Origin of the sequence: Desulfovibrio sp. SGI.133, assembly GCF_050313955.1 — a bacterium.
In the GTDB taxonomy this organism is placed as follows: Bacteria; Desulfobacterota; Desulfovibrionia; order Desulfovibrionales; family Desulfovibrionaceae; genus Desulfovibrio.
Genome location: NZ_JBNPMK010000010.1, coordinates 30,658 through 50,491, shown reverse-complemented (window position 1 = coordinate 50,491; position 19,834 = coordinate 30,658). Strand labels below are relative to the sequence as shown.

Annotated in this window: 17 protein-coding genes; 15 read left to right on the top strand and 2 right to left on the bottom strand. The window is 62.3% G+C overall.

The features are described from left to right. Positions 1-31: 31 nt before the first annotated feature. The 15 genes from ACQRBR_RS11220 (at position 32) to rlmN (ending at position 18,081) form a co-directional block, all read left to right on the top strand. Positions 32-2,275 carry a carboxyl transferase domain-containing protein gene (locus ACQRBR_RS11220; RefSeq protein WP_427812992.1) on the top strand — a complete coding sequence of 748 codons (2,244 nt, stop codon included), beginning with the start codon at positions 32-34 and terminating at the stop codon, positions 2,273-2,275. A 93-nt stretch (positions 2,276-2,368) separates the two neighbouring features. Beyond that, positions 2,369-3,019 (top strand): biotin attachment protein, encoded by a 651-nt coding sequence (locus ACQRBR_RS11215; protein WP_303879517.1) that lies wholly within the window; start codon positions 2,369-2,371, stop codon positions 3,017-3,019. Between the two features lie 6 nt (positions 3,020-3,025). Continuing rightward, the gene (locus tag ACQRBR_RS11210; RefSeq protein ID WP_303879520.1) at positions 3,026-3,811 is read left to right on the top strand and encodes a hypothetical protein; all 786 of its coding nucleotides are present in this window, start codon (positions 3,026-3,028) and stop codon (positions 3,809-3,811) included. 37 nt (positions 3,812-3,848) lie between these two features. Continuing rightward, positions 3,849-4,373 carry a single-stranded DNA-binding protein gene (locus ACQRBR_RS11205; RefSeq protein WP_321128257.1) on the top strand — a complete coding sequence of 175 codons (525 nt, stop codon included), beginning with the start codon at positions 3,849-3,851 and terminating at the stop codon, positions 4,371-4,373. A gap of 381 nt (positions 4,374-4,754) precedes the next feature. Beyond that, positions 4,755-6,116 (top strand): cytochrome c peroxidase, encoded by a 1,362-nt coding sequence (locus ACQRBR_RS11200; RefSeq protein ID WP_427812991.1) that lies wholly within the window; start codon positions 4,755-4,757, stop codon positions 6,114-6,116. Positions 6,117-6,620: 504 nt separating this feature from the next. Next, entirely contained in the window at positions 6,621-7,892 is a 1,272-nt protein-coding gene (gene sat, locus ACQRBR_RS11195) for a sulfate adenylyltransferase (RefSeq protein WP_278882552.1), read from the top strand. 468 nt (positions 7,893-8,360) lie between these two features. Next, positions 8,361-9,338, top strand: coding sequence for a hypothetical protein (locus ACQRBR_RS11190; protein ID WP_427812990.1), 978 nt, complete (start codon positions 8,361-8,363; stop codon positions 9,336-9,338). An 87-nt stretch (positions 9,339-9,425) separates the two neighbouring features. Further along, entirely contained in the window at positions 9,426-9,953 is a 528-nt protein-coding gene (locus ACQRBR_RS11185) for an RsbRD N-terminal domain-containing protein (protein ID WP_303879531.1), read from the top strand. Positions 9,954-9,976: 23 nt separating this feature from the next. Further along, entirely contained in the window at positions 9,977-10,999 is a 1,023-nt protein-coding gene (gene dsrM, locus ACQRBR_RS11180; RefSeq protein ID WP_168934931.1) for a sulfate reduction electron transfer complex DsrMKJOP subunit DsrM, read from the top strand. A gap of 12 nt (positions 11,000-11,011) precedes the next feature. Next, positions 11,012-12,637: a sulfate reduction electron transfer complex DsrMKJOP subunit DsrK gene (gene dsrK, locus ACQRBR_RS11175; RefSeq protein WP_006007726.1), complete on the top strand. Its 1,626-nt coding sequence runs from the start codon at positions 11,012-11,014 to the stop codon at positions 12,635-12,637. A 4-nt stretch (positions 12,638-12,641) separates the two neighbouring features. Continuing rightward, positions 12,642-13,025 (top strand): sulfate reduction electron transfer complex DsrMKJOP subunit DsrJ, encoded by a 384-nt coding sequence (gene dsrJ, locus ACQRBR_RS11170; RefSeq protein ID WP_303879532.1) that lies wholly within the window; start codon positions 12,642-12,644, stop codon positions 13,023-13,025. Then, a complete protein-coding gene (gene dsrO / locus ACQRBR_RS11165) occupies positions 13,025-13,807 on the top strand; it encodes a sulfate reduction electron transfer complex DsrMKJOP subunit DsrO (RefSeq protein WP_006007722.1) in 783 nt (260 codons plus the stop codon). Before dsrJ ends, dsrO begins: the two co-directional genes overlap by 1 nt. Before the next feature lie 12 nt (positions 13,808-13,819). Further along, complete coding sequence (gene dsrP / locus ACQRBR_RS11160) at positions 13,820-14,986, top strand: sulfate reduction electron transfer complex DsrMKJOP subunit DsrP (protein ID WP_006007720.1); 1,167 nt, start codon at positions 13,820-13,822, stop codon at positions 14,984-14,986. Between the two features lie 466 nt (positions 14,987-15,452). Next, positions 15,453-16,787, top strand: a complete 1,335-nt coding sequence (locus tag ACQRBR_RS11155; protein ID WP_168934929.1) for an HD domain-containing protein — start codon at positions 15,453-15,455, stop codon at positions 16,785-16,787. 220 nt (positions 16,788-17,007) lie between these two features. Next, on the top strand, positions 17,008-18,081 hold the full coding sequence (rlmN, locus tag ACQRBR_RS11150) for a 23S rRNA (adenine(2503)-C(2))-methyltransferase RlmN (protein ID WP_204625786.1): 1,074 nt from the start codon (positions 17,008-17,010) through the stop codon (positions 18,079-18,081). 299 nt (positions 18,082-18,380) lie between these two features. On the opposite strand, the gene ACQRBR_RS11145 is transcribed toward rlmN, so the two are convergent. Beyond that, a complete protein-coding gene (locus ACQRBR_RS11145) occupies positions 18,381-18,869 on the bottom strand; it encodes a FeS-binding protein (protein WP_427812989.1) in 489 nt (162 codons plus the stop codon). Further along, on the bottom strand, positions 18,859-19,833 hold the full coding sequence (locus tag ACQRBR_RS11140; protein WP_427812988.1) for a 4Fe-4S dicluster domain-containing protein: 975 nt from the start codon (positions 19,831-19,833) through the stop codon (positions 18,859-18,861). Before ACQRBR_RS11140 ends, ACQRBR_RS11145 begins: the two co-directional genes overlap by 11 nt. Position 19,834: the final 1 nt, after the last annotated feature.

Here is a 19,834-nt window from a genome sequence, read left to right as displayed (position 1 = left end):
CTTCCATCAACGTCAAACGGCGCAAGAGATTATGGACAACACTATCGAAAAACGCATCCAAAGCCTGAACGACAGGCTCTCGTATACGCGCGACATCTTCGCCGGCAAGCACGAGGACAGCATCCGCCTGCTGGACGAGAAGCTGACCGAGTTCACCAATCGTGTGCGCAACGGCGAGGTCGAGGATCCCCATACCGAGATCGTTTCCCTGGAAGACCTCTTCGTCTTCGTGGAAAAACGCCTGGAAAAGCTCATCACGCCCATGGACCGCGTGCGCATCGTGCGCCATCCCCAGCGCATCTGCCTGCGTGACATCCTGGAGAACGTCTACGACAACTTCACCGAAGTGGGCGGCCAGGACGAGCACAGCCTCGACCCCAGCATGCTCATCGCCCGTGCGGTCATCACCCGCCGCCGCGGCAAGAAGATGCACACCCAGTCCGTCATGGTCATCGGCCAGGAAAAGGGCCACGGCGCCGAGTTCCGCAACGGCGGTTCCGTGAAGCCCTGGGGCAATGCCAAGGCCCTGCAGTACATGCGCGTGGCCGAGACCGAAGGCATCCCCATCCACTGCTACATCTTCACCCCCGGCTCCTACCCCATCGAGGACTACCCCGGCGCGGCCCAGCAGATCGCCCGTAACATCTACACCATGGCCGGTCTGCGCGTGCCCGTCATCTCCATCATCTCCGAGGGCGGTTCCGGCGGCGCCGAGGCCATTGGCCTGGCCGACAAGCGCCTCATGCTCTCCCACGGCTACTACTCGGTCATCTCGCCCGAAGGCGGGGCCGCCATCGAAGGCCGTCTCAAGGCCGGCCAGCGCGCCGCGCCCGAGCTCATCGAGCATTGCGCCCAGAACCTGCACATCACCGCGCAGGACAACCTCTCCTTCGGCTACATCGACAGCGTGGTGCAGGAACCCGCCCTGGGTGCCCGCCCGCACCACTTCGACTTCTTCCGCTCCCTGCGGCAGGAAGTGCTGCGCGCCACCGACGAAGTGGTCATCACCAACACCAAGCCGCCCATGATCCGCGGCCTGGCCCTGGCGCGCCTGCGCAACCCCGAAGCCAACCTGGACGAGATGTATGTGCGCTGGGGCATGTCCGGCGCGGCCAAGAACCGCATGCGCGAACGCCGCCAGCAGAAGTTCCTGCGCCTCTCCCGCGCGGCCGCCATCGACAACCGTCCTTTCCTGGCCAAGAACGCCGCCGCCCTGCGCGACTGGGTGACCAAGCCCTGGATGCACTTCAAGTACGACTTCGTGCGTCGCCACCAGCGCAAGCTGCACAACATCATGGAAGAGCTGAGCAGCGAATGGGATGTGTTCAAGGGCCGTATCTTCAGCCCCTGGAAGCGCATCGCCAGCCCGGCGGAAAAGAAGGCCACTGCCAAGGAACTGACCACCCTTTCCAACTGGGTGGAAGACAACCGCGTGAGCAAGTGGAACTACCTGTCGCCGCGCTACAAGATCGACCGTACCATCACCTGCCCCAACAGCGCCTCGTACGGCTGCCTCGACCTCTGGGGGCCCGACCTGTTCGCCGAATTCGCGGGTGTGTGCAGCCATTGCGGCTATCACTTCCCCATGGAGCCCGAATGGTACGTGCAGAACGTCTTCGACAAGGGCTCGGTCTTTGAGTTCAACCGCGAGATCGAAGCCGGCAACCCGCTGAACTTCCCCAACTTCGATGAGCGCATCAAGGCCGCCCAGGAAAAGACCGGCTGCCGCAGCGGCTGCATGACCTTCGAGGCCCGCATCGACGGCACCAAGCTGGTGGTGGCCATGCTCATGGGCACCTTCCGCGGCGGTTCCTTCGGCGCCGCCGAAGGCTACAAGTTCGTGGAAGCCGCCGCCCGCGCCGCCAAAAAGCGCTATCCCTTCCTGGCCTATGTGCACGGCACCGCCGGCATCCGCATCCAGGAAGGCACCCACGGCGTCATCCAGATGCCCCGCTGTACCGTGGCCGTGCGCCGCTACATCGAGTCCGGCGGCCTGTACCTGGTGCTGTACGATACCAACTCCTTCGCCGGTCCCGTGGCCAGCTTCCTGGGGTGCGCTCCCTACCAGTTCGCGGTGCGCTCCTCCAACATCGGCTTTGCCGGCCCCGGCGTCATCAAGGAGACCACGGGCATGGACATCCCGCCCAAGTATCACCGCTCCTACCGGGCCCTGTCCCGCGGTCATATCCAGGGCATCTGGGACCGCCGCCAGATCCGTGCCAACCTCAAGCAGGCGCTGCTCACCATGGGCGGACGCAACCTGTACTACCGTTAGCAAGCAGACGGCGGGGCGGACTTTCCGCCCCGCCTTTCGCCGCCCTTGACGGTGCGGCCCCACCCAAGACAAACGAAAAAGCGGGAAAACCACATGATCAACATTTCCGCATTGCTGGATGAGATAAAAGCCTCCCCCTACCGCGAGATCGTCATCCGTACGCCCCACACCGGCGTGGTGACTTTCGCCGACATCAAGGAAGGCGACGAGGTCCTCGGCCCCCAGGGCCAGTGGAAGGAAAAGCCCGGCACCCGCCTGGCCACCCTGGAACGCGAACGCAACCCCAAACCCATCTGCGCGCCTGAAAAGGGCATCATCAGCAAGATCCACAGCCAGCTCGAAGGCATGTTCGTGGAGGCCGGCACGCCCCTGATGGTCATCCGCCACATGCTCACCCGCAGCGAAGTGGAGCACCAGATCCTCAAGAAGGCCCTGTACCTGTTCCGCGCGCCCGAGCGGGCCAAATATTACTTCACCCCCGAAGTAGACAAAAAGATCCGCGCCTCGGACGCCCACTCCGTGGTGGTGCGCGACGGCATGGAGCTGCTCATCATGTCGCGCATGAAGCGTGAGGTGCCCCTGCATTACAGCGGCCCCACGGGCGTCATCTACGCCGTCTACTTCAGCTACAACGAGAACATGGATGCGGACGCCCCCCTCATCGGCGTCTGCCCCGAAGACCAGCTGCCCGTCATCCAGGACGTCATCATGCGCGTCCAGACCGAGTGGACGGAAAAGGGCTAGACCGTCATGGGCAAGGCACTGCAGATCCGCCAGAAAGCCGCCGACAGTCCCCAGGGGCTCACGGCCCGTCGCTGGCCCGCCCTGCTGGCCCTGGCCCGCAAGGCTGCCGGTCCCTATGGTGAGGACGTGGCGGCCTGGCTGGCCGTGCCCGAGGCACAGGCCGAGCCCTGCCTGCTGGAACTGGCGCAATGCCTGAGCCGCCTGACCATGCGCAACGTGGACGACCTGGCGCCCCTGACGCTGGATGCCCTGCGCCCCCTGTGCGATCTGACGCGCCACTGCGAGGACGCCCTGGGCAGCTGGCAGGCCGAAGACGCCGCCGCAGGTCTCCAGGCCCTGGCCGCCCTGCTGGACACGCTGGAGGCCACGCTCACGCAGTCCGCCATCCGGCCCCCGCTGACCACGCCCGTGGCCCGCATCACCACCGTGGACGTCACCTGGAACTCCGGCCTGCTGGAAAAATGCTGGCCCGGTCTCAGTCTCCTGGCGTTCGGCCATGCCGGTGTGGGCGGAGCCGGTGTCCGCGACCTTCTGGACCGTCTGGAACGGGGCATGGCCGAGGACCGCTGGCCCGAACAGCAGGCCCCCTTCAAACAGGCGCTGGCCGATGCTCTTGTGCAGCGCAGCAGCCTGGACGCGGCCCTGCACGCCAATGATCCCCGGGCCGCCCACCGCGCCAGCGAGTCCCTGGAAGACGCCCTGACCGAAATGGAAGACAGCCTGCTTTCTGCAGGCTCCGGCCCCAAACGCAAAAAACCGTCCTTCTTCCGGCGCCTTTTCGGCCTGCGCTGAGACGGTACAACGAACAACCGTTCGAGGAACAGAATCTATGCTGAACAAAGTCATGATCATCGGTCGCCTCGGCCGCGACCCTGAACTGCGCTACACCCAGAGCGGTTCCCCTGTGGCCACCCTCAACGTGGCCACCGACGAATCCTACATGGACCGCGACGGCAACAAGGTGGAACGTACCGAGTGGCACCGCGTGTCCGTGTTCCAGCGCCAGGCCGAGAACTGCGCCAACTTCCTGACCAAGGGCAGCCTTGTCTATGTGGAAGGCAGCCTGCAGACCCGCAAATGGCAGGATCAGAACGGCCAGGACCGCTACACCACCGAGATCAAGGCCCAGCGCGTCCAGTTCCTGGATCGCCGCGGCGACGGCCCCCGTGCCGACATGGGCGGCTATGAAGACGACTACGGTGCGCCTGCGCCCGCTCCCCGCGCTCCCCGCGGCGGCAACATGGGCGGCGGCCAGCGCCAGGCCCCGCGTCGTCCCGCGCCCCAGCAGCGCGACGACGATCTGGGTCCCGCCTTCCCCTCCGAAGCTTCCAACATGGACGAAGTGCCCTTCTAGGCACAGATGCCGCATCCAAAGCATATGGCAGGGCGTTCCTCATGGGGAACGCCCTTTTTTTATGCCCGGCGGCCGTCAGGCCCTGAAGATGCTCCTCTCTGGTATCCCGCTCCGATATCTTCCGCCTGCTCGCTCTGCTGCAGACGGCAGGACAAGCTGCCAACCTCCGGGACAGAAATATTAGTTATCTAATTGGAATAATTATATATCAGCATGAATGATCAAAAATTATTCATAAAAAAATATACAAAAAATAACCAGTTATCCAGCTAATAGTAAAAATTCCTGTTGACTTCCTCCGCTACTTGTGAAAAAAAGCTCCTGCTGCCCCCCGGCAAAACCCGTGATGCCGACCCGGCATCGCCCCCCAAGGAGGACGATATGAAGGAAAAACTGCTGGCTTCCGCGGCCCTCGTGCTGCTGGCCTGCACCCCTGCCATGGCGCAGGGGCTGGACGATGTGAAGCACAAGTTCGCCAGTGTCTCTGGCATCGTGCAGGACAAGTGCATGGCCTGTCACTCCCGCGGCTATGACCTGCCGTTCTATGCCAAGGTTCCCGGCATCAGCGGCATCATCGAAAAAGACTACAGGGACGGCATCCGCGCCATGGACCTCAACCAGGAGCTGGTGCAGCGCAAGGATCGCCCCGTGGGCGAGACCGTGCTGGCCAAGATGGAATGGGTCATCCTCAATGACACCATGCCGCCCGCCAAATTTGCTGTGGTGCACTGGGGCAGCCGCCTGTCCGATCAGGACAAGAAAGACATCCTGACCTGGGTGGCCCAGACCCGCAAAGCCCACTACGCCACGGACGCCGCTCCCGAACATGCCAACGAGCCCATCCAGCCCATCCCCCACCGTCTGCCCGTGGACGAGGCCAAGGTGGCCCTGGGCAAGACCCTGTTCAACGATGCCCGCCTTTCCGCCGACAGCACCGTGGCCTGCGCCACCTGCCATGCCATGGACAAGGCCGGCACGGACAACGCCCGCTTCTCCGAAGGCATCCGCAAGCAGCTGGGCGATGTGAACGCCCCCACCACCTTCAATGCCGTGTTCAACTTCGTGCAGTTCTGGGATGGCCGCGCGGCCGACCTGCAGGAACAGGCCGGTGGCCCGCCGCTGAACCCCATCGAAATGGGCAGCAAGAACTGGGACGAGATCGTGGCCCGTCTGGCCGCCGATGCGGAACTGACCGCCAAGTTCCGCGCCGTCTATCCTGACGGCTGGTCCGGAAAGAACATTACGGACGCCATCGCCGAATACGAAAAGACCCTCATCTCGCCCGACAGCCGCTTCGACCGCTGGCTGCGCGGCGACAAGAGCGCCCTGACCGCCGCCGAAGTGGAAGGCTACGAGCGCTTCAAGGCCTACCGCTGCGCTTCCTGCCATGTGGGCAAGAGCATGGGCGGCCAGTCCTATGAATATCTGGACCTCAAGAAGGATTACTTCGCCGACCGCGGCGGTAAGCCCCTGGGTTCCGACAAGGGCCGCTTCAATGCCAGCGGCAAGGAAGAGGACATGCACCGCTTCAAGGTGCCCAACCTGCGCAACGTGGAGCTGACCCATCCCTACCTGCACGACGGTACCGTGACCACTCTGGACGAAGCCGTGCGCATCATGGGCATCTACTGCTCCGGCCTGGACGTGCCCCAGAAGGACCGCGCCCTCATCGTGGGCTTCCTGCGCACCCTGACCGGCCAGCATGAAGGCCGTCCCGTGCAAGGCGAGGCCGTGGCCCGCTAACCTGACCTGATCTGATCCGCAGCCTCCCCGGCCCGGCACCTTATGGTGCCGGGCTTTTTTTTGCGTCGCAGGGGGGAAAACCAGGGGGCCGTCCGCACATGAGCGCACAAGGCACAAGAATTTGTCCTTGTTTTCCGCACGGCTGGAAAAAGGATACAGCAGCAGGCCCGCCGGCCCCCTTTTCATGCTTTGGCGGCCATGCTATGTTCCACCCAAACTTCGGCAGGGGGCCCGGCCATAGACGTGGCGGGATATTCCAGCCGGAACGGTATGGGGCCCGAGTGCGCGTCAATTTTCACAATAAAAATTTTCTCGCGCTCTTTGTGTTGTAAATCAATGTGATAGCCGTTTTCTGCTACGTCTTTTTCGTGTCGTTTCCGTGAAAAATTCGGAAAGGTGGTTGACTTTTTGTTAGATTATTCACAAGATGCAACTCACAAAGAGACGTTACGGATGCGCCACTTGCGCAACGGTATAGCAACAAATCAAATGGAGGATTTCTCAATGTCCAAACTGGTACCCCCTCATGGCGGCAAGGGCCTGGTGTGTTGTCTTCTGGAAGGCGCGGCGTTGGAAGAAGAACTGAAAAAGGCTGCCGGCCTGAAGCAGATTGAGATCTCCTCTCGCGCCAAGGGCGACCTGATCATGATGGGCATCGGTGGCTTCTCTCCCCTGAACGGCTTCATGAACAAGGCCGACTGGAAGAGCGTGTGCGAAAAGATGCTGCTGTCCGACGGTACCTTCTGGCCCGTGCCGGTGACCCTGGACGTGTCCGCTGACGACGCCAAGGCCCTGAAGGTCGGCGAAGAAGTCGCCCTGGTCCGCAAGGGTCAGATCATGGCCACCATGAAGGTGGAAGACATCTATGAAATGACCGAAGCCGACAAGAAGTGGGAATGCGAACTGGTGTTCAAGGGCTGCGGTCCTGACTCCGAAAAGTTCTGGGAAGTGGCCCCCAATGACCATCCCGGCGTGAAGATGGTCCTGGGCCAGAAAGAATACAACATCGGCGGCCCCGTGAAAGTCCTGTCTCAGGGCGAATTCCCCGAAAAGTTCCCCGGCGTGTACATGACCCCCGCTCAGCTGCGTGCCAAGATGGACGAACGCGGCTGGAAGAACGTGGCCGCCCTGCAGCTGCGTAACCCCATGCACCGTTCTCACGAATACCTGGCCAAGCTGGGCGTGGAAGTGTGCGACGGCGTTGTGATCCACTCCCTGGTGGGCGCCCTGAAACCCGGTGACATCCCGGCCGAAGTCCGCGTGAAATGCATCGACACCCTGGTGCAGAAGTACTTCGTGCCCGAGCATGTGATCCAGGCCGGCTATCCTCTGGACATGCGTTACGCTGGTCCTCGTGAAGCTCTGCTGCACGCCACCTTCCGCCAGAACTACGGTATCAACCGTCAGCTGGTGGGCCGCGACCACGCCGGTGTGGGCGACTTCTACGGCATGTTCGAAGCCCAGGAAATCTTCGACAAGATCCCCACTCCCGCTGAAGAAGGCAAGCGCCTGCTCTGCGAACCCATGAAGATCGACTGGACCTTCTACTGCAAGAAGTGCGACGGCATGGCCTCCATGCGTACCTGCCCCCACAGCAAGGAAGACCGCGTCATCCTGTCCGGTACCAAGCTGCGTAAGATGCTGTCCGAAGGCGCTGAAGTGCCGGATCATTTCGGTCGTGAAGAAGTGCTCGCCATCCTGCGCGAATACTACTCCGGCCTGACCGAAAAGGTCGAAATCAAGATGCAGCGCGCTGCTTCCGGTTCCACCATGTAAGCATCGCCGGGTTTTCCCAGCGAAATCCTGATAGCGGGCGCCCCTTCGGGGGCGCCCCTTTTTTTGCCCGATCTGCCGTCTTTTCATATTTTGGCATCGTGCACAGAATCACAATGTTCTCTCACGCAACGCTTGCTCTTTGGCAGGTAAGAGTGGGAAGGAACGCTGTCCACTTTATGATGCAGTTCTTTTCCTAGGGAAACTTCATAACTGCAATACGGCATTCTTTCTTAGTAATGGAAAAAATTTTTTTCTTTTTTCCTCTTTTCCTTGTAGAGAAACATCCCTTTCAGCTCTGTTTTTTTCGAGATCAAGACAGCTATTTATTTTCTTTATCCCGATCCAGGACATATTACACAACGCAACTCCCGGCAGGCATGACAAGATGCCTTTACCTGTCCGGGATTATGGAGTATACAGGGTGTGCGTCTGCATCTGCCGGACGTAGTTCCTTTACCAAGGAGAGCCATGAAACAGGCCTACGGCATCTCCGGCGGCGCACTGGCGGCCGCCCTTCTGGGTATGCTCTTCTGCATCTGGACGGCATTGGGCAACGAAGTGGCCTTTTGCGTCACTGCAGGCTGCTCCCTGTATCAAGACCTTGTCATCGGCGGCCTCTCCATGTGGTGGATCGGCACGGCCGCCTTTGGCGTGCTGGCCTGTCTTGCTCTGTTGGGCGCTGTCCCGGCGGGGCACTTCCTGGCGGGCATGACCCTGCTGGGTGATATTTTCCTGCTGCTGCTCATGGCGCTGACCTCCCCCTGTGTCAGCTGCCTGGTAGTGGCCTGTTTTTTTGCCCTGACCTACTGGCTCTTCGGCCGTGCGCGGCACCGGGACGACAGACGTCCGCAGGAGCGTTCGCTCCTGCTCTGTGTCTGGCTGGTGCTGTTCGTGGTCAACGCGGGCCAGGTAGTGCGCATGCAGGGCGAGGTCTGGAGCATCAGCGAGAATCCCGACCAGGCCACGGTGCGCATGTTCTTCTCGCCGTCCTGCTCGGCCTGCCGCGAAGGTATCGACATCCTGTCGGGCAGCGTGGACGTGGCCTTCTGCCCGGTGGCGGAGAACGACATCGACGTGGCCCGCGTGGAGCGCATGTTGCTCCTGCTGGAAGAAGGCAAGACCCTCAGGGAGGCCGTGGCCTCCTGCCAGAACGTGGAGGAGCCGGGCCCCTGGGCGTTCCTGCATCCGGGGCAGTGGGGCCTGCGCCTGCGCCTGCAGCGCAACCGGGCCCATATTTTCAATGCCGGTTCCCGTACGGTACCGTTTTTCGAGTATCACGGCCTGCCGGCCATGCTCAAAAAACAGGTCCAGCCTCCGGCCCCTGCCCGTGCGCAGGAGCCGGTCATCGAATTTTCACCGGCCGGTGGCCAGACGTTCCCGGACGCCGTTCTGCCCCTGGAACCCCAGGTGGCCGGGCAGTGCGGCGGCCCGACGCCCTGCCCGTAGGCGCCGTCGCCGGACGATGAAAAACTTGACGAGAAAAGCCGGGCACTTTATAGGAATGCCCGTTTACCCTTTTGCCAAAGTACTGCCATGAACGTACAAAAAATTTTCCGTGAGCAGCGCGCTGTCATCGTCGAGGGGTGGATCAATGCGGTCTATTCGACCTATCCCCTCCAAACGACTGGTTTTTTGCGCACCAAGAACGATCCTTTCACCAATCCGGTGGGGGATATGACCAAGGAAGCCGCCGGCCTCATCTATGACGTGATCGCCGGCGAACATGCGACGCCGCAAAAGATCAAGCACGCCCTGGACCGCTTCGTGCGGCTGCGTGCCGTGCAGCAGTATACGCCCAGCCAGGGCCTGGGGGTCTTCTTCCTCATGAAGCCCCTGCTGCGCGAACACATCCTTCCCCTGTGTCAGGAGAAGGAAGATCTGGCGGAGTATCTGGACGCGGAATCTCGGCTGGACAGCGTCACGCTGCTGGCCTTCGATTTGTATTCGGCCGCGCGCGAGACCCTGGCGGAAACGCGCATCGCCGAAATACGCAATCAGCATGCCCAGCTGGTGCGCTGGGCGCAATCGGTGGATGGCAGCCCGGTTTCGGGCAAAAGCTAACACTCTTCGAAGCGAGGTAGGGAATGTTCGCATCATTGCTGGTGGTGGCGCTCATCGGGGCCATTGCCTGGGCAGGTTCGGCCATTGGTCTGTCGTACCTGTTCGGCGTGGTTTTGCCCTATGTGGCGGTAGTCACCTTCTTCCTGGGCGTCATCTGGCGCATGGTTTACTGGGCCAAATCGCCCGTGCCTTTCAGCATCCCCACGACCGGGGGTCAGGAAAAGTCGCTGGACTTCATCAAACATGAAAAGTGGGACTGCCCCAACACCAAGTTCGGTGTGGTCGTCCGCATGTTCCTGGAAGTCTGCTTCTTCCGTTCGCTGTTCCGCAACACCGCGGCCGACGTGCGTGAATTCGACCCTGTGACCAAGGGCCCCCGCACCATCTACTACTCTTCCAAGTGGTTGTGGTTCTTCGCCCTTCTGTTCCATTACTGCTTCCTGCTGGTCTTCATCCGCCACTTCCGTTTCTTCATGGATCCGGTGCCCGGCTGGCTGACCTTCATGGAAAGCATCGACGGCATCATGCAGATCGGCGCCCCCCGCTTCTTCTGGACCGGCGGTCTGCTGCTGGTGGCCGTGCTCTTCCTGCTGGCCCGTCGTCTGTTCAACCAGCGCCTGCGTTACATCTCCCTGATGAACGACTACTTCCCCCTGTTCCTCATCCTGGGCGTCGTTCTGAGCGGTATCTGCATGCGCTACTTCGATAAGACCGACATCGCCCAGGTCAAGGTCTTCATCATGGGTCTGGTGCACTTCTCGCCCGTGGCCCCCGACGGCATCAGCCCGCTCTTCTTCATGCATCTGGCCTTTGTCAGCGTGCTGCTGCTGTACTTCCCCTTCTCCAAGCTCATGCACATGCCTGGCGTGTTCTTCAGCCCCACGCGCAACCTTCCCACCAACACCCGCGAAGTGCGCCACGTGAACCCCTGGAACCCGCCCAAGCAGTACTTCACCTATGCCGAATATGAGGACGTTTACCGCGATGCCATGGCCGAAGCCGGCCTGCCGCTGGAAAAGCAGCCCTCTTCCAAGGCCGCCGAGTAAGGAGCTGACATCATGGCTAAATTACCTACGCCACAAGAACTCATCGCCAGCCGTCCCGAGTTTCCCTCGGAACCCTGGCTGGACATCAAGCCCAAGTTTGCGCCGGGCAGCTACTGCTATCCTGCCAAGAAGGAAACCATGGAGCTGCTGCACATGCCCAATCCCCACGATTGGGATCCGGCGGCCGAAGACTGGAACCTGCCCGAGAACTGGGAACAGATCCTCTGTGACGCCTTCGAGGAACGCCTGCAGAAGCACCGCTCCCTCAAGCTGTTCATGGACATCTGTGTGCGCTGCGGCGCCTGCGCCGACAAGTGCCACTTCTTCCTGGGCACCAACGACCCCAAGAACATGCCCGTGCTGCGTGCCGAGCTGCTGCGCTCCCTGTACCGCCGCGACTACACCAAGCTGGGCAAGATCCTCGGCAAGCGCGCCGGCGCCCGCAGCTGGGACAAGGAAGTGGTGAAGGAACTCTTCTACTACGCCTACCAGTGCACCGAATGCCGCCGCTGCTCCCTGTTCTGCCCCTACGGCATCGACACCGCCGAGATCACGGCCATCGTGCGTGAACTGCTGCACGAAGTGGGCCTGGGCATCCACTGGATCATGGACCCGGTGAAAAACTGCTCCTTCACGGGCAACCACCTGGGCATCCAGCCCCACTCCTTCGTGGAAATCGTGGAAATGCTGGCCGATGACTGCGAAACCATCACCGGCATCCGTCCCAAGACCCCCTTCAACGAAAAGGGCCACGAGATCCTGTTCATCACGCCTTCCGGCGACGTGTTCGCGGACCCCGGCATCTACACCTTCATGGGCTACCTGATGCTGTTCCACGAACTGGATCTGGACTACACCTTCTCCACCTATGCCTCTGAAGGCGGTAACTTCGGTTCCTTCACCACCTTCAACATGGCCAAGAAGCTCAACGCCAAGATGTACGCCGAAGCCGAACGTCTGGGCGCCAAGTGGATCCTGGGTGGCGAATGCGGCCACATGTGGCGCGTCATCAACCAGTACATGGCCACCTACAACGGCCCGGCCCCGTCCTGCATGATGGATGTGCCCACCTCCCCCATCACCGGCACCAAGTTCACCAACGCGGCTGCCACCAAGATGGTGCACATCACCGAGTTCACGGCCGACCTGATCAAGCACAACAAGCTGAACCTGGATCCCAGCCGTAACGACCATATCATCACCACCTTCCACGACTCCTGTAACCCCGCCCGCGGTATGGGTCTGCTGGAAGAACCCCGTTACGTGCTCAAGGCCGTGTGCAACAACTTCGTGGAAATGCCCGAGAACACCATCCGTGAGCAGACCTTCTGCTGCGGCGCCGGTTCCGGTCTGAACACCGAAGAAATCATGGAACTGCGCATGCGCTCCGGTATGCCTCGTGGTAACGCCCTGCGCTATGTGCAGGAAAAGTACGGCGTCAACCACATGGCCTGCGTCTGCGCCATCGACCGCGCCACCCTGCCGCCCCTGGCCGACTACTGGGCCCCCGGCGTGACCGTGAGCGGCGTGCACGAACTGGTGGCCAATGCCCTGGTCATGAAGGGCGAGTGCAAGCGCACCATGGACCTGCGCCAGGAAGACCTGCCCAATGTGACCGCCGAGGCCGAGGAGGAATAACAACATGTACAACGCCAAAGCTGTCATTCTCGGGATCCTCGTTTTCGCGGTCCTGTTCTCCACCCCCTTCTGGGCCAACTTCGGCGGTACCAAGGACTACAAGCGTCCTGCCGTCGTCCTGCCCCAGAATGAAAAGGAATGCGTGGAACCCGTCGAGTTCATGCGCGCCGAGCACATGTACCTGCTCAACGAATGGCGCGATCAGGCCCTGCGCTATGAGAACCGCACCTATGTGTCGTCCACCGGCAAAAAGTGGACCATCAGCCTGCAGAACACCTGCCTGAAGTGCCACAGCAACTACGAAGAGTTCTGCGACAAGTGCCACGTGTCCAACAGCGTCGATCCTTACTGCTGGACCTGCCACATTCTTCCCAAGGGGAACAAGTAATGAACAAAAGCAGAAGATCCTTTCTGAAGGTGGCGGGCCTCTCGGTCTTTGCCCTGAGCAGCGGCCTGGCCACCATGGCCGGCTCTGCCCAGGCCGGTGCGCGCATCGGCTCCTATGAACCCAACGCCAAGGCCCTGAAGGCCAAGCGCTGGGCCATGGTCATCGACACCCGCGCCTTCAAGAACGCCAAGGAATACGCTCCCATCATCGAAGCCTGCCACAAGGCCCACAACGTGCCCACCATGGAAGGCCATCAGGACATCAAGTGGATGTGGCTCGAAAAGTTCGACCACGCCTTCCCTGACGACCTGAACGAACACCTGACCTCCCGTGTGAAGGATGCCAGCTATCCCCTGCTGTGCAACCACTGCACCAACCCGCCGTGCGTGCGCGTGTGCCCCACCCAGGCCACCTATCAGATGGAAGACGGCATCATCGCCATGGACTACCATCGCTGCATCGGCTGCCGTTTCTGCATGGCCGGCTGTCCCTTCGGCGCCCGCTCCTTCAACTTTGTGGATCCCCGCAAGTACCTGAGCGATCCCGTGCCGAACCCCGCCTACCCCACCCGCATGATCGGTGTGGTGGAAAAATGCACCTTCTGCGCCGAGCGCCTGGCCGTGGGCCAGATGCCCGCCTGCGTGGAAGCTGCCGGCGGCCGCATCCTCTTCGGCGATCTCAACGATCCCAAGTCCGATGTGTGCAAGGCCCTCGCCTCCAACTACAGCATTCGCCGCAAGCCCAATCTGGGCACCCAGCCCGGCGTTTACTACCTCATCTAGGGAGAACAGGCCATGCTTGAAAAATTGCTTACCGGTCCCAAGACCTACTACCTGTGGCTGCTCTTCCTGCTCGCAGTCATCGCCGGTTGCGGCCTGGTCTACCTGCAGCAGCTGCAGGAAGGCCTCTCCATCACCGGCATGAGCCGCGATGTCTCGTGGGGCCTCTACATCTCGCAGTTCACCTATCTTGTGGGTGTGGCCGCTTCCGCCGTTATGCTGGTGCTGCCCGCCTACTTCCACCACTACAAGAAGTTCAAGCGCATGATCATCTTCGGTGAATTCATGGCCATCTCGGCCGTGGTCATGTGCGCCCTCTTCATCGTGGTGGACCTGGGCCAGCCCCAGCGCATGATGAACGTGCTGCTGCATCCCACGCCCAATTCGGTCATGTTCTATGACATGATCGTGCTCATCGGTTACCTGACCCTCAACGCCGTCATCGGCTGGGTCACCCTGGAAGCCGAGCGCCATGACGTGGAACCGCCCAAGTGGATCAAGCCCCTGATCTACCTTTCGATCCTGTGGGCCTTCTCCATCCACACCGTGACCGCCTTCCTGTACGCCGGCATCCCCGGCCGCCATTACTGGCTGACCGCCATCATGGCTGCCCGCTTCCTGTCCTCGGCGTTCTGCTCCGGTCCCGCCATCCTGCTGCTGCTGATCTTCATCGTGCGCCGCCTCACCGGCTTCGATCCCGGCCGCGACGCCATCAAGACCCTGACGACCATCATCACCTATGCCATGTGCATCAACGTGTTCTTCTACCTGCTGGAAGTCTTCACCGCGTTCTACAGTGGCATCCCCGGTCATCAGCATCCCCTGGTCTTCCTGTTCGCTGGTCATGAAGGCCACGTTTCCTGGGTGACCAACTGGATGTGGGCCGCTGTGGTCATGGCCGCCGCTTCCCTGATCATCCTGATCCCGCCGCAGTGGCGTACCGGCCCCCTGCTGCCCCTGGCTCTGGTGCTGCTGGTTGCCGCTTCCTGGATCGACAAGGGCCTCGGCCTGCTCATCGGTGGTTTCACTCCCAACATGTTTGAGACCGTCACCGAATACGCCCCCACCGGCCGTGAAATCATCGTGGCCCTGGGCGTGTACGCCGTGGGCGCCCTGGTGCTCTCCCTGCTCTGGAAGATCGCCCTGGGCGTGAAGCGCGAAACCGGTCACTTCAGCGACTAGTTTCACGATCCCGCACTCCAAAGGCCCCGTGCTCGCACGGGGCCTTTTTTGTTGCCCGGGGCCTCCGCGTGAGCGAGGCCGCCCACCTTATCTGAAAGGACAGCACGGCCACCCCTCCGGACGGCGGCCATACCTCTCACGGGTCTGCCCCTCCCCTGAGCGCACAGCCTGATGCCGGGACTCGTGCCTTCTCATCCTGCCCTGCCCTCCAGACGTTCCGGGGCGGTCGCGGGGGTGCCCCGGTAGTTTATGCGGGCATCCGGGCATGGCTCTCCCCGCAGGCCCGGGCATCGCTTCCAGCCCCTTTTGCCCCCCGGAAGACATCGCGCCCGGAGCGCACTGTTGCTTGACTTTGCCCCCATTGCCGCCGATACTGAAATCAGCGGCCTGCAATGCGGTCAGGCCTTCACAACGCATGTATGCCGGGGATTTCCCTGGATGCGGCTTCGCCGCTTGAGGAGTTTTCATGGAAAAAGCGCTAAAAGACGCCATCACCATCTGCAAAACCCTGCTGCGCAACGGCTATGACGCCCACGTCATCAATGCGCCCGTGCAGGAACATCTTTTGAAACACAGCAAACAGCTGGCTGTGGACATCGCCTGTGAGCCCGACCTCGAGACGCTTCTCAAGCTCTTCCCCGAAGCCCGCGTCGAGCCGGACCAGCGTGCCATCGCCCAGATGGAAAAAGACGGCGTGCTTTTCCGTTTCTATGCCCTGGAAGTGGAGGATGCCAGCCATCCCGAACTTTCCCTGCTGCGCATCACCCCCACCATGGCCAACATGATGGACCCCCAGGAGCGCCTGCAGCTGCGCATGACCGGCTTCGGCAGCCCGGCCCCCACCGGGGACGTCTATGACGGTTTCATGGACGTCAAGGGCGGCCTCATCCAGCTCACCGGCCTGCCGGACGAGACCCTGCGCCACAACTACCTGCTGGCCATCCGCGCCCTGCGCTTCGCCGCCAACTTCGACATCCCCATCGAGCCCAACACCTGGCTGGCCATCGTGCGTTCGTCCACCCGCGTGCTGGACTACGTGCCCGCCGCCGACATCATGGACGAATGGCGCAAAGTGGCCGCCGAATCCATGTACCGCTTCGTGAAGCTCATGTTCGACGCCCACATCCTCCAGGGCCTCATCCCCGAAGTGGCCGCCCTGGCCTGCATCCGCCAGCGCCGCAACGATGATGACGACACCGAGGAGACGGTCTTCGACCACACCCTGGAGTGCATGCGCCACTACCCCGAAGAAGGCTTCCACTACGACTGGCTGGGCACCATGGCCATGCTCTTCCACGATGTGGGCAAACTCTTCACCGGCGAGTACTTCGACGGCCAGTGGACCTTCTACCAGCACCACCGCGTGGGCGCCAAGGTCACCCGCAAAATCCTGCGCCGTCTGCACTTCAGCCCCGAAGACATCGACCTGCTCTGCCATCTGGTGCGCTACCACATGCGCTTCCACTTCATGCTCACGGACCGCGGCATCCGCCGTTTCAAGGCCCTGGACGAATACCCGCGCCTCATCGCCATGTCCCGTGCCGACATCCAGGCCCGCGACGGCAGCTACACCTACTTCAACCACAATATGAAGTATCTGGAGCGCGCCGAGACCCCCGAACAGATGCTGGAGCCCCTGCTCAACGGTAACGAGATCATGAGCGAAACCAAGCTGGCCCCCGGCCCGCTGGTGGGCGTCATCCGCGATGCCCTGCTCCAGGCCCAGATCGCGGGCGAAGTCACGGACCGAGCCTCGGCCCTGCACTTCGTGTGCGAATACGCCCGCAAGTCCGTGGGCTAGACGCATCCCGCACCCTGCGGCCCCCAAAACGGGACCGCTCCCACACGACCATAAGGGAGAGGAAGCACGGCGCCATGCCGTCTCCCTCTCCCTCTCATATTCCCCCTCCGGCATTTTCCGGCAGGCGGCCCTTGTGCCGGACACGGGGCCACAGTGTGCCCCGCCGCCCTGCCTGTCCTCCAACCCACGGTCGAGCCCTGCCGTGGCATCCCCGAAGACCATGATCAATCTCCTCGACTATACCCTGCCCGAACTCACCGACTGGATGCAGAACGAGCTGGGCGAGCCCAAGTTCCGGGCCGTCCAGGTCTGGCAATGGATCTGGCAGAAGATGGCCCGCGATTTCGACGCCATGACCAATGTCTCCAAAGCCTGCCGGGAACGTCTGGCCCAGTGTGCCGAGATCCGCTGGCCCGAGATCGTCACCGTGGAACAGAGCAGCGACGATACCACCAAGTTCCTGCTCCGCCTCCAGGACGGCGCCGAAGTGGAGACCGTGCTCATCCCCAGCGACTCCCGCGAAGGCGTGCGCCGCTGGACCCAGTGCCTGTCCTCGCAGGTGGGCTGCGCCATGGCCTGCACTTTCTGCAGCACCGGCACCATGGGATTCGAGCGCAACATGACCATGGGCGAAATCCTGGGCCAGATCCTGGTGGCCCGCGAGCACCTGGGCGATACCCGCCCGGACTGGCCCGTGCTGCGCAACCTGGTCTTCATGGGCATGGGCGAGCCCCTGCTCAACCTTAAGAACGTCATGCGCGCCCTGGAGAGCCTCAACAACGACAAGGGCCTGAACTTCTCGCCCCGCCGCATCACGGTCTCCACCTGCGGCATCGAGAAGGGCCTGCGCGAACTGGGCGAAAGCGGTCTGGCCTATCTGGCCGTGTCCCTGCACGCCCCCACCCAGGAGCTCCGCGCCCGCATCATGCCCAAGGCCGCCCGCTGGCCCCTCGAGGACCTGCTCCAGGCCCTCAAGTCTTATCCGCTCAAGACCCGTGAGCGCATCACCTTCGAATATCTGCTGCTGGGCGGCGTCAATGACGGTCTGGAACAGGCCCGACAGCTGGCCCGCGTGGTCAGCGACGTCAAGGGCAAGCTCAACCTCATCGTCTACAACCCCTCCGAGGGCGATCCCTATAAGGCCCCCTCGCCGGAACGCGTCCTGGCCTTCGAGCAGTACCTCTGGGACCGCAACATCACGGCCATCATCCGCAAGAGCAAGGGGCAGGACATCAAGGCGGCCTGTGGCCAGCTCAAGGCCGCCCGCCAGAACGAGGCCGGGGAACAGGCCTAGGCGGGAGATGCTTTCCGGGGGAAGGAGGCCCTTTGCTAGCGCCCAAAGTGCCTCCTTCCCCCGCACCCCCATCCTCTCCAAACGCGTTTTTTCAGGAGTAGGCGGGGAAAGCACCGCGAAGGATCGCACGGTATCTGGGAGACCTCTTTTATCCCTTCCCAGCGCCCTTCTGGACGCTGAAGAACAAATGTCTGGAAGAGAGACGTGCAAACAAAAAAGACGCCCTCAGGGCGTCTTTTTGCGTTATCTGGAACGATAGAATTTTGTTGGGGGCATGCCGTGGAGCATGGCTGACAAGCTCAGGCGCGGGCCCGTCGCCCCGTACTCCGACGGCGATCCCACCACAGGCCGCGGCGGGCCAGACGGACGAGGACCAGCAGGGCCCAGAGCAGCGCACAGCCCAGGTGGCAATGCTTGATGAGGGTGTACACAGGGCCGTAGAAGGAAAAATCCTGGAAGTTGTGCAGGATCAGGCCCAGACCGGAAAGCATGAGCAGGGCCAGCAAGACCAGGCGCAGCATGCCGAAGGGGGTCAGACTGTAGTTGCGCGTGCCCCTGACCAGCCAGACGATGGCCGCATAGCTTGTCAGGCAGAGCATGGCCGCTGCGGCCCAATAATGGGCCACTGTGCCCGAATAGGCTGCGGGCCGCAGCCAGGGGAGAGCTTCCTCGGCGTAGCGGTAGATCACGGGCAGATGCGCAAAGCCGCTGGCCACCGCCCAGACCACGCTGATCCGCCACAGCAGACGGAAAAGGAAGCCGAACAGCGGGCGGCGCTCAGTCCTCATCCTTATCCCTCCAGTGGTCACGCAGCAGGCGCAGGCCGGCCAGCGCGGCTCCGGCCAACGGTGCGGCCAGTACCGTGCCCACGAGATCGTTCTCACGCTCCAGACTGGCTCCAGCCGGACGCAGGCTGGGCCGTCCTGCGGAGACCAGCCCCTGCCGCAGCAATGAGGCTTCGATATCCCGGAAGGGGATGGACGAGACGTAGATCAGGCAGGTACCGCCATTCTCCTGCAGACCGAAAAGATCGCCGTGCCGCTCTTCCGCCATGCGGCGGGCCAGGGCCGTCATCTCCGTATAGGGGCCGAAATGCTGCGCGCCGTGCGGGCAGGCTGCCACGCAGAGTGGGGGCTTGCCGTCGCTGATGATGTCTTCACAGAAGTCGCATTTGAAGGTCTGGCCGTAGCCCAGATAACCGGGAGCCAGATGCAGATAGGGCCCCACTCCGGCCTGGAGGCGCGGGATATGCCACGGGCAGACGGCGATGCACTGGCTGTCGCCGAAGCACAAGGACATCTCCGTGTAGACAGCACCGGTGGGACGCTGCCGGGCGGCCCCCAGCGGGCACAGGCTGACACAGGGCGGGTTGAGACATTGCAGGCAGCGCCGCGGCATGAAGACCCGGCGCTCACCCCGGGCCGTTTGTACGGTACAGGATTGCAGGTACAGCCAGTTGTAAGGGGTCAGGCGATCCGTGACGTTGCGCCGTCCCCACCAGTCGGGTTTTCTATCCCGGCCCCAGCGGGAAGCCGGGATGGGTGATACCGGCTGGGGGACCCGGGCGGCGGCCCGCTCATGGCAGGCCTGTACGCAGGCCCCGCAGCCCGTGCAGGCATCCACATCCACGACCACAGCAAGGCAATCTTCCAACCCGGCCGCCTGAGCCGGGGTCGCAGCTCCCCAGGCAGAGAGCATCCCCGCTCCCAGGCCGGCGCCTGCCAGCGATTTGAGAAAGCCGCGTCGTTCCATA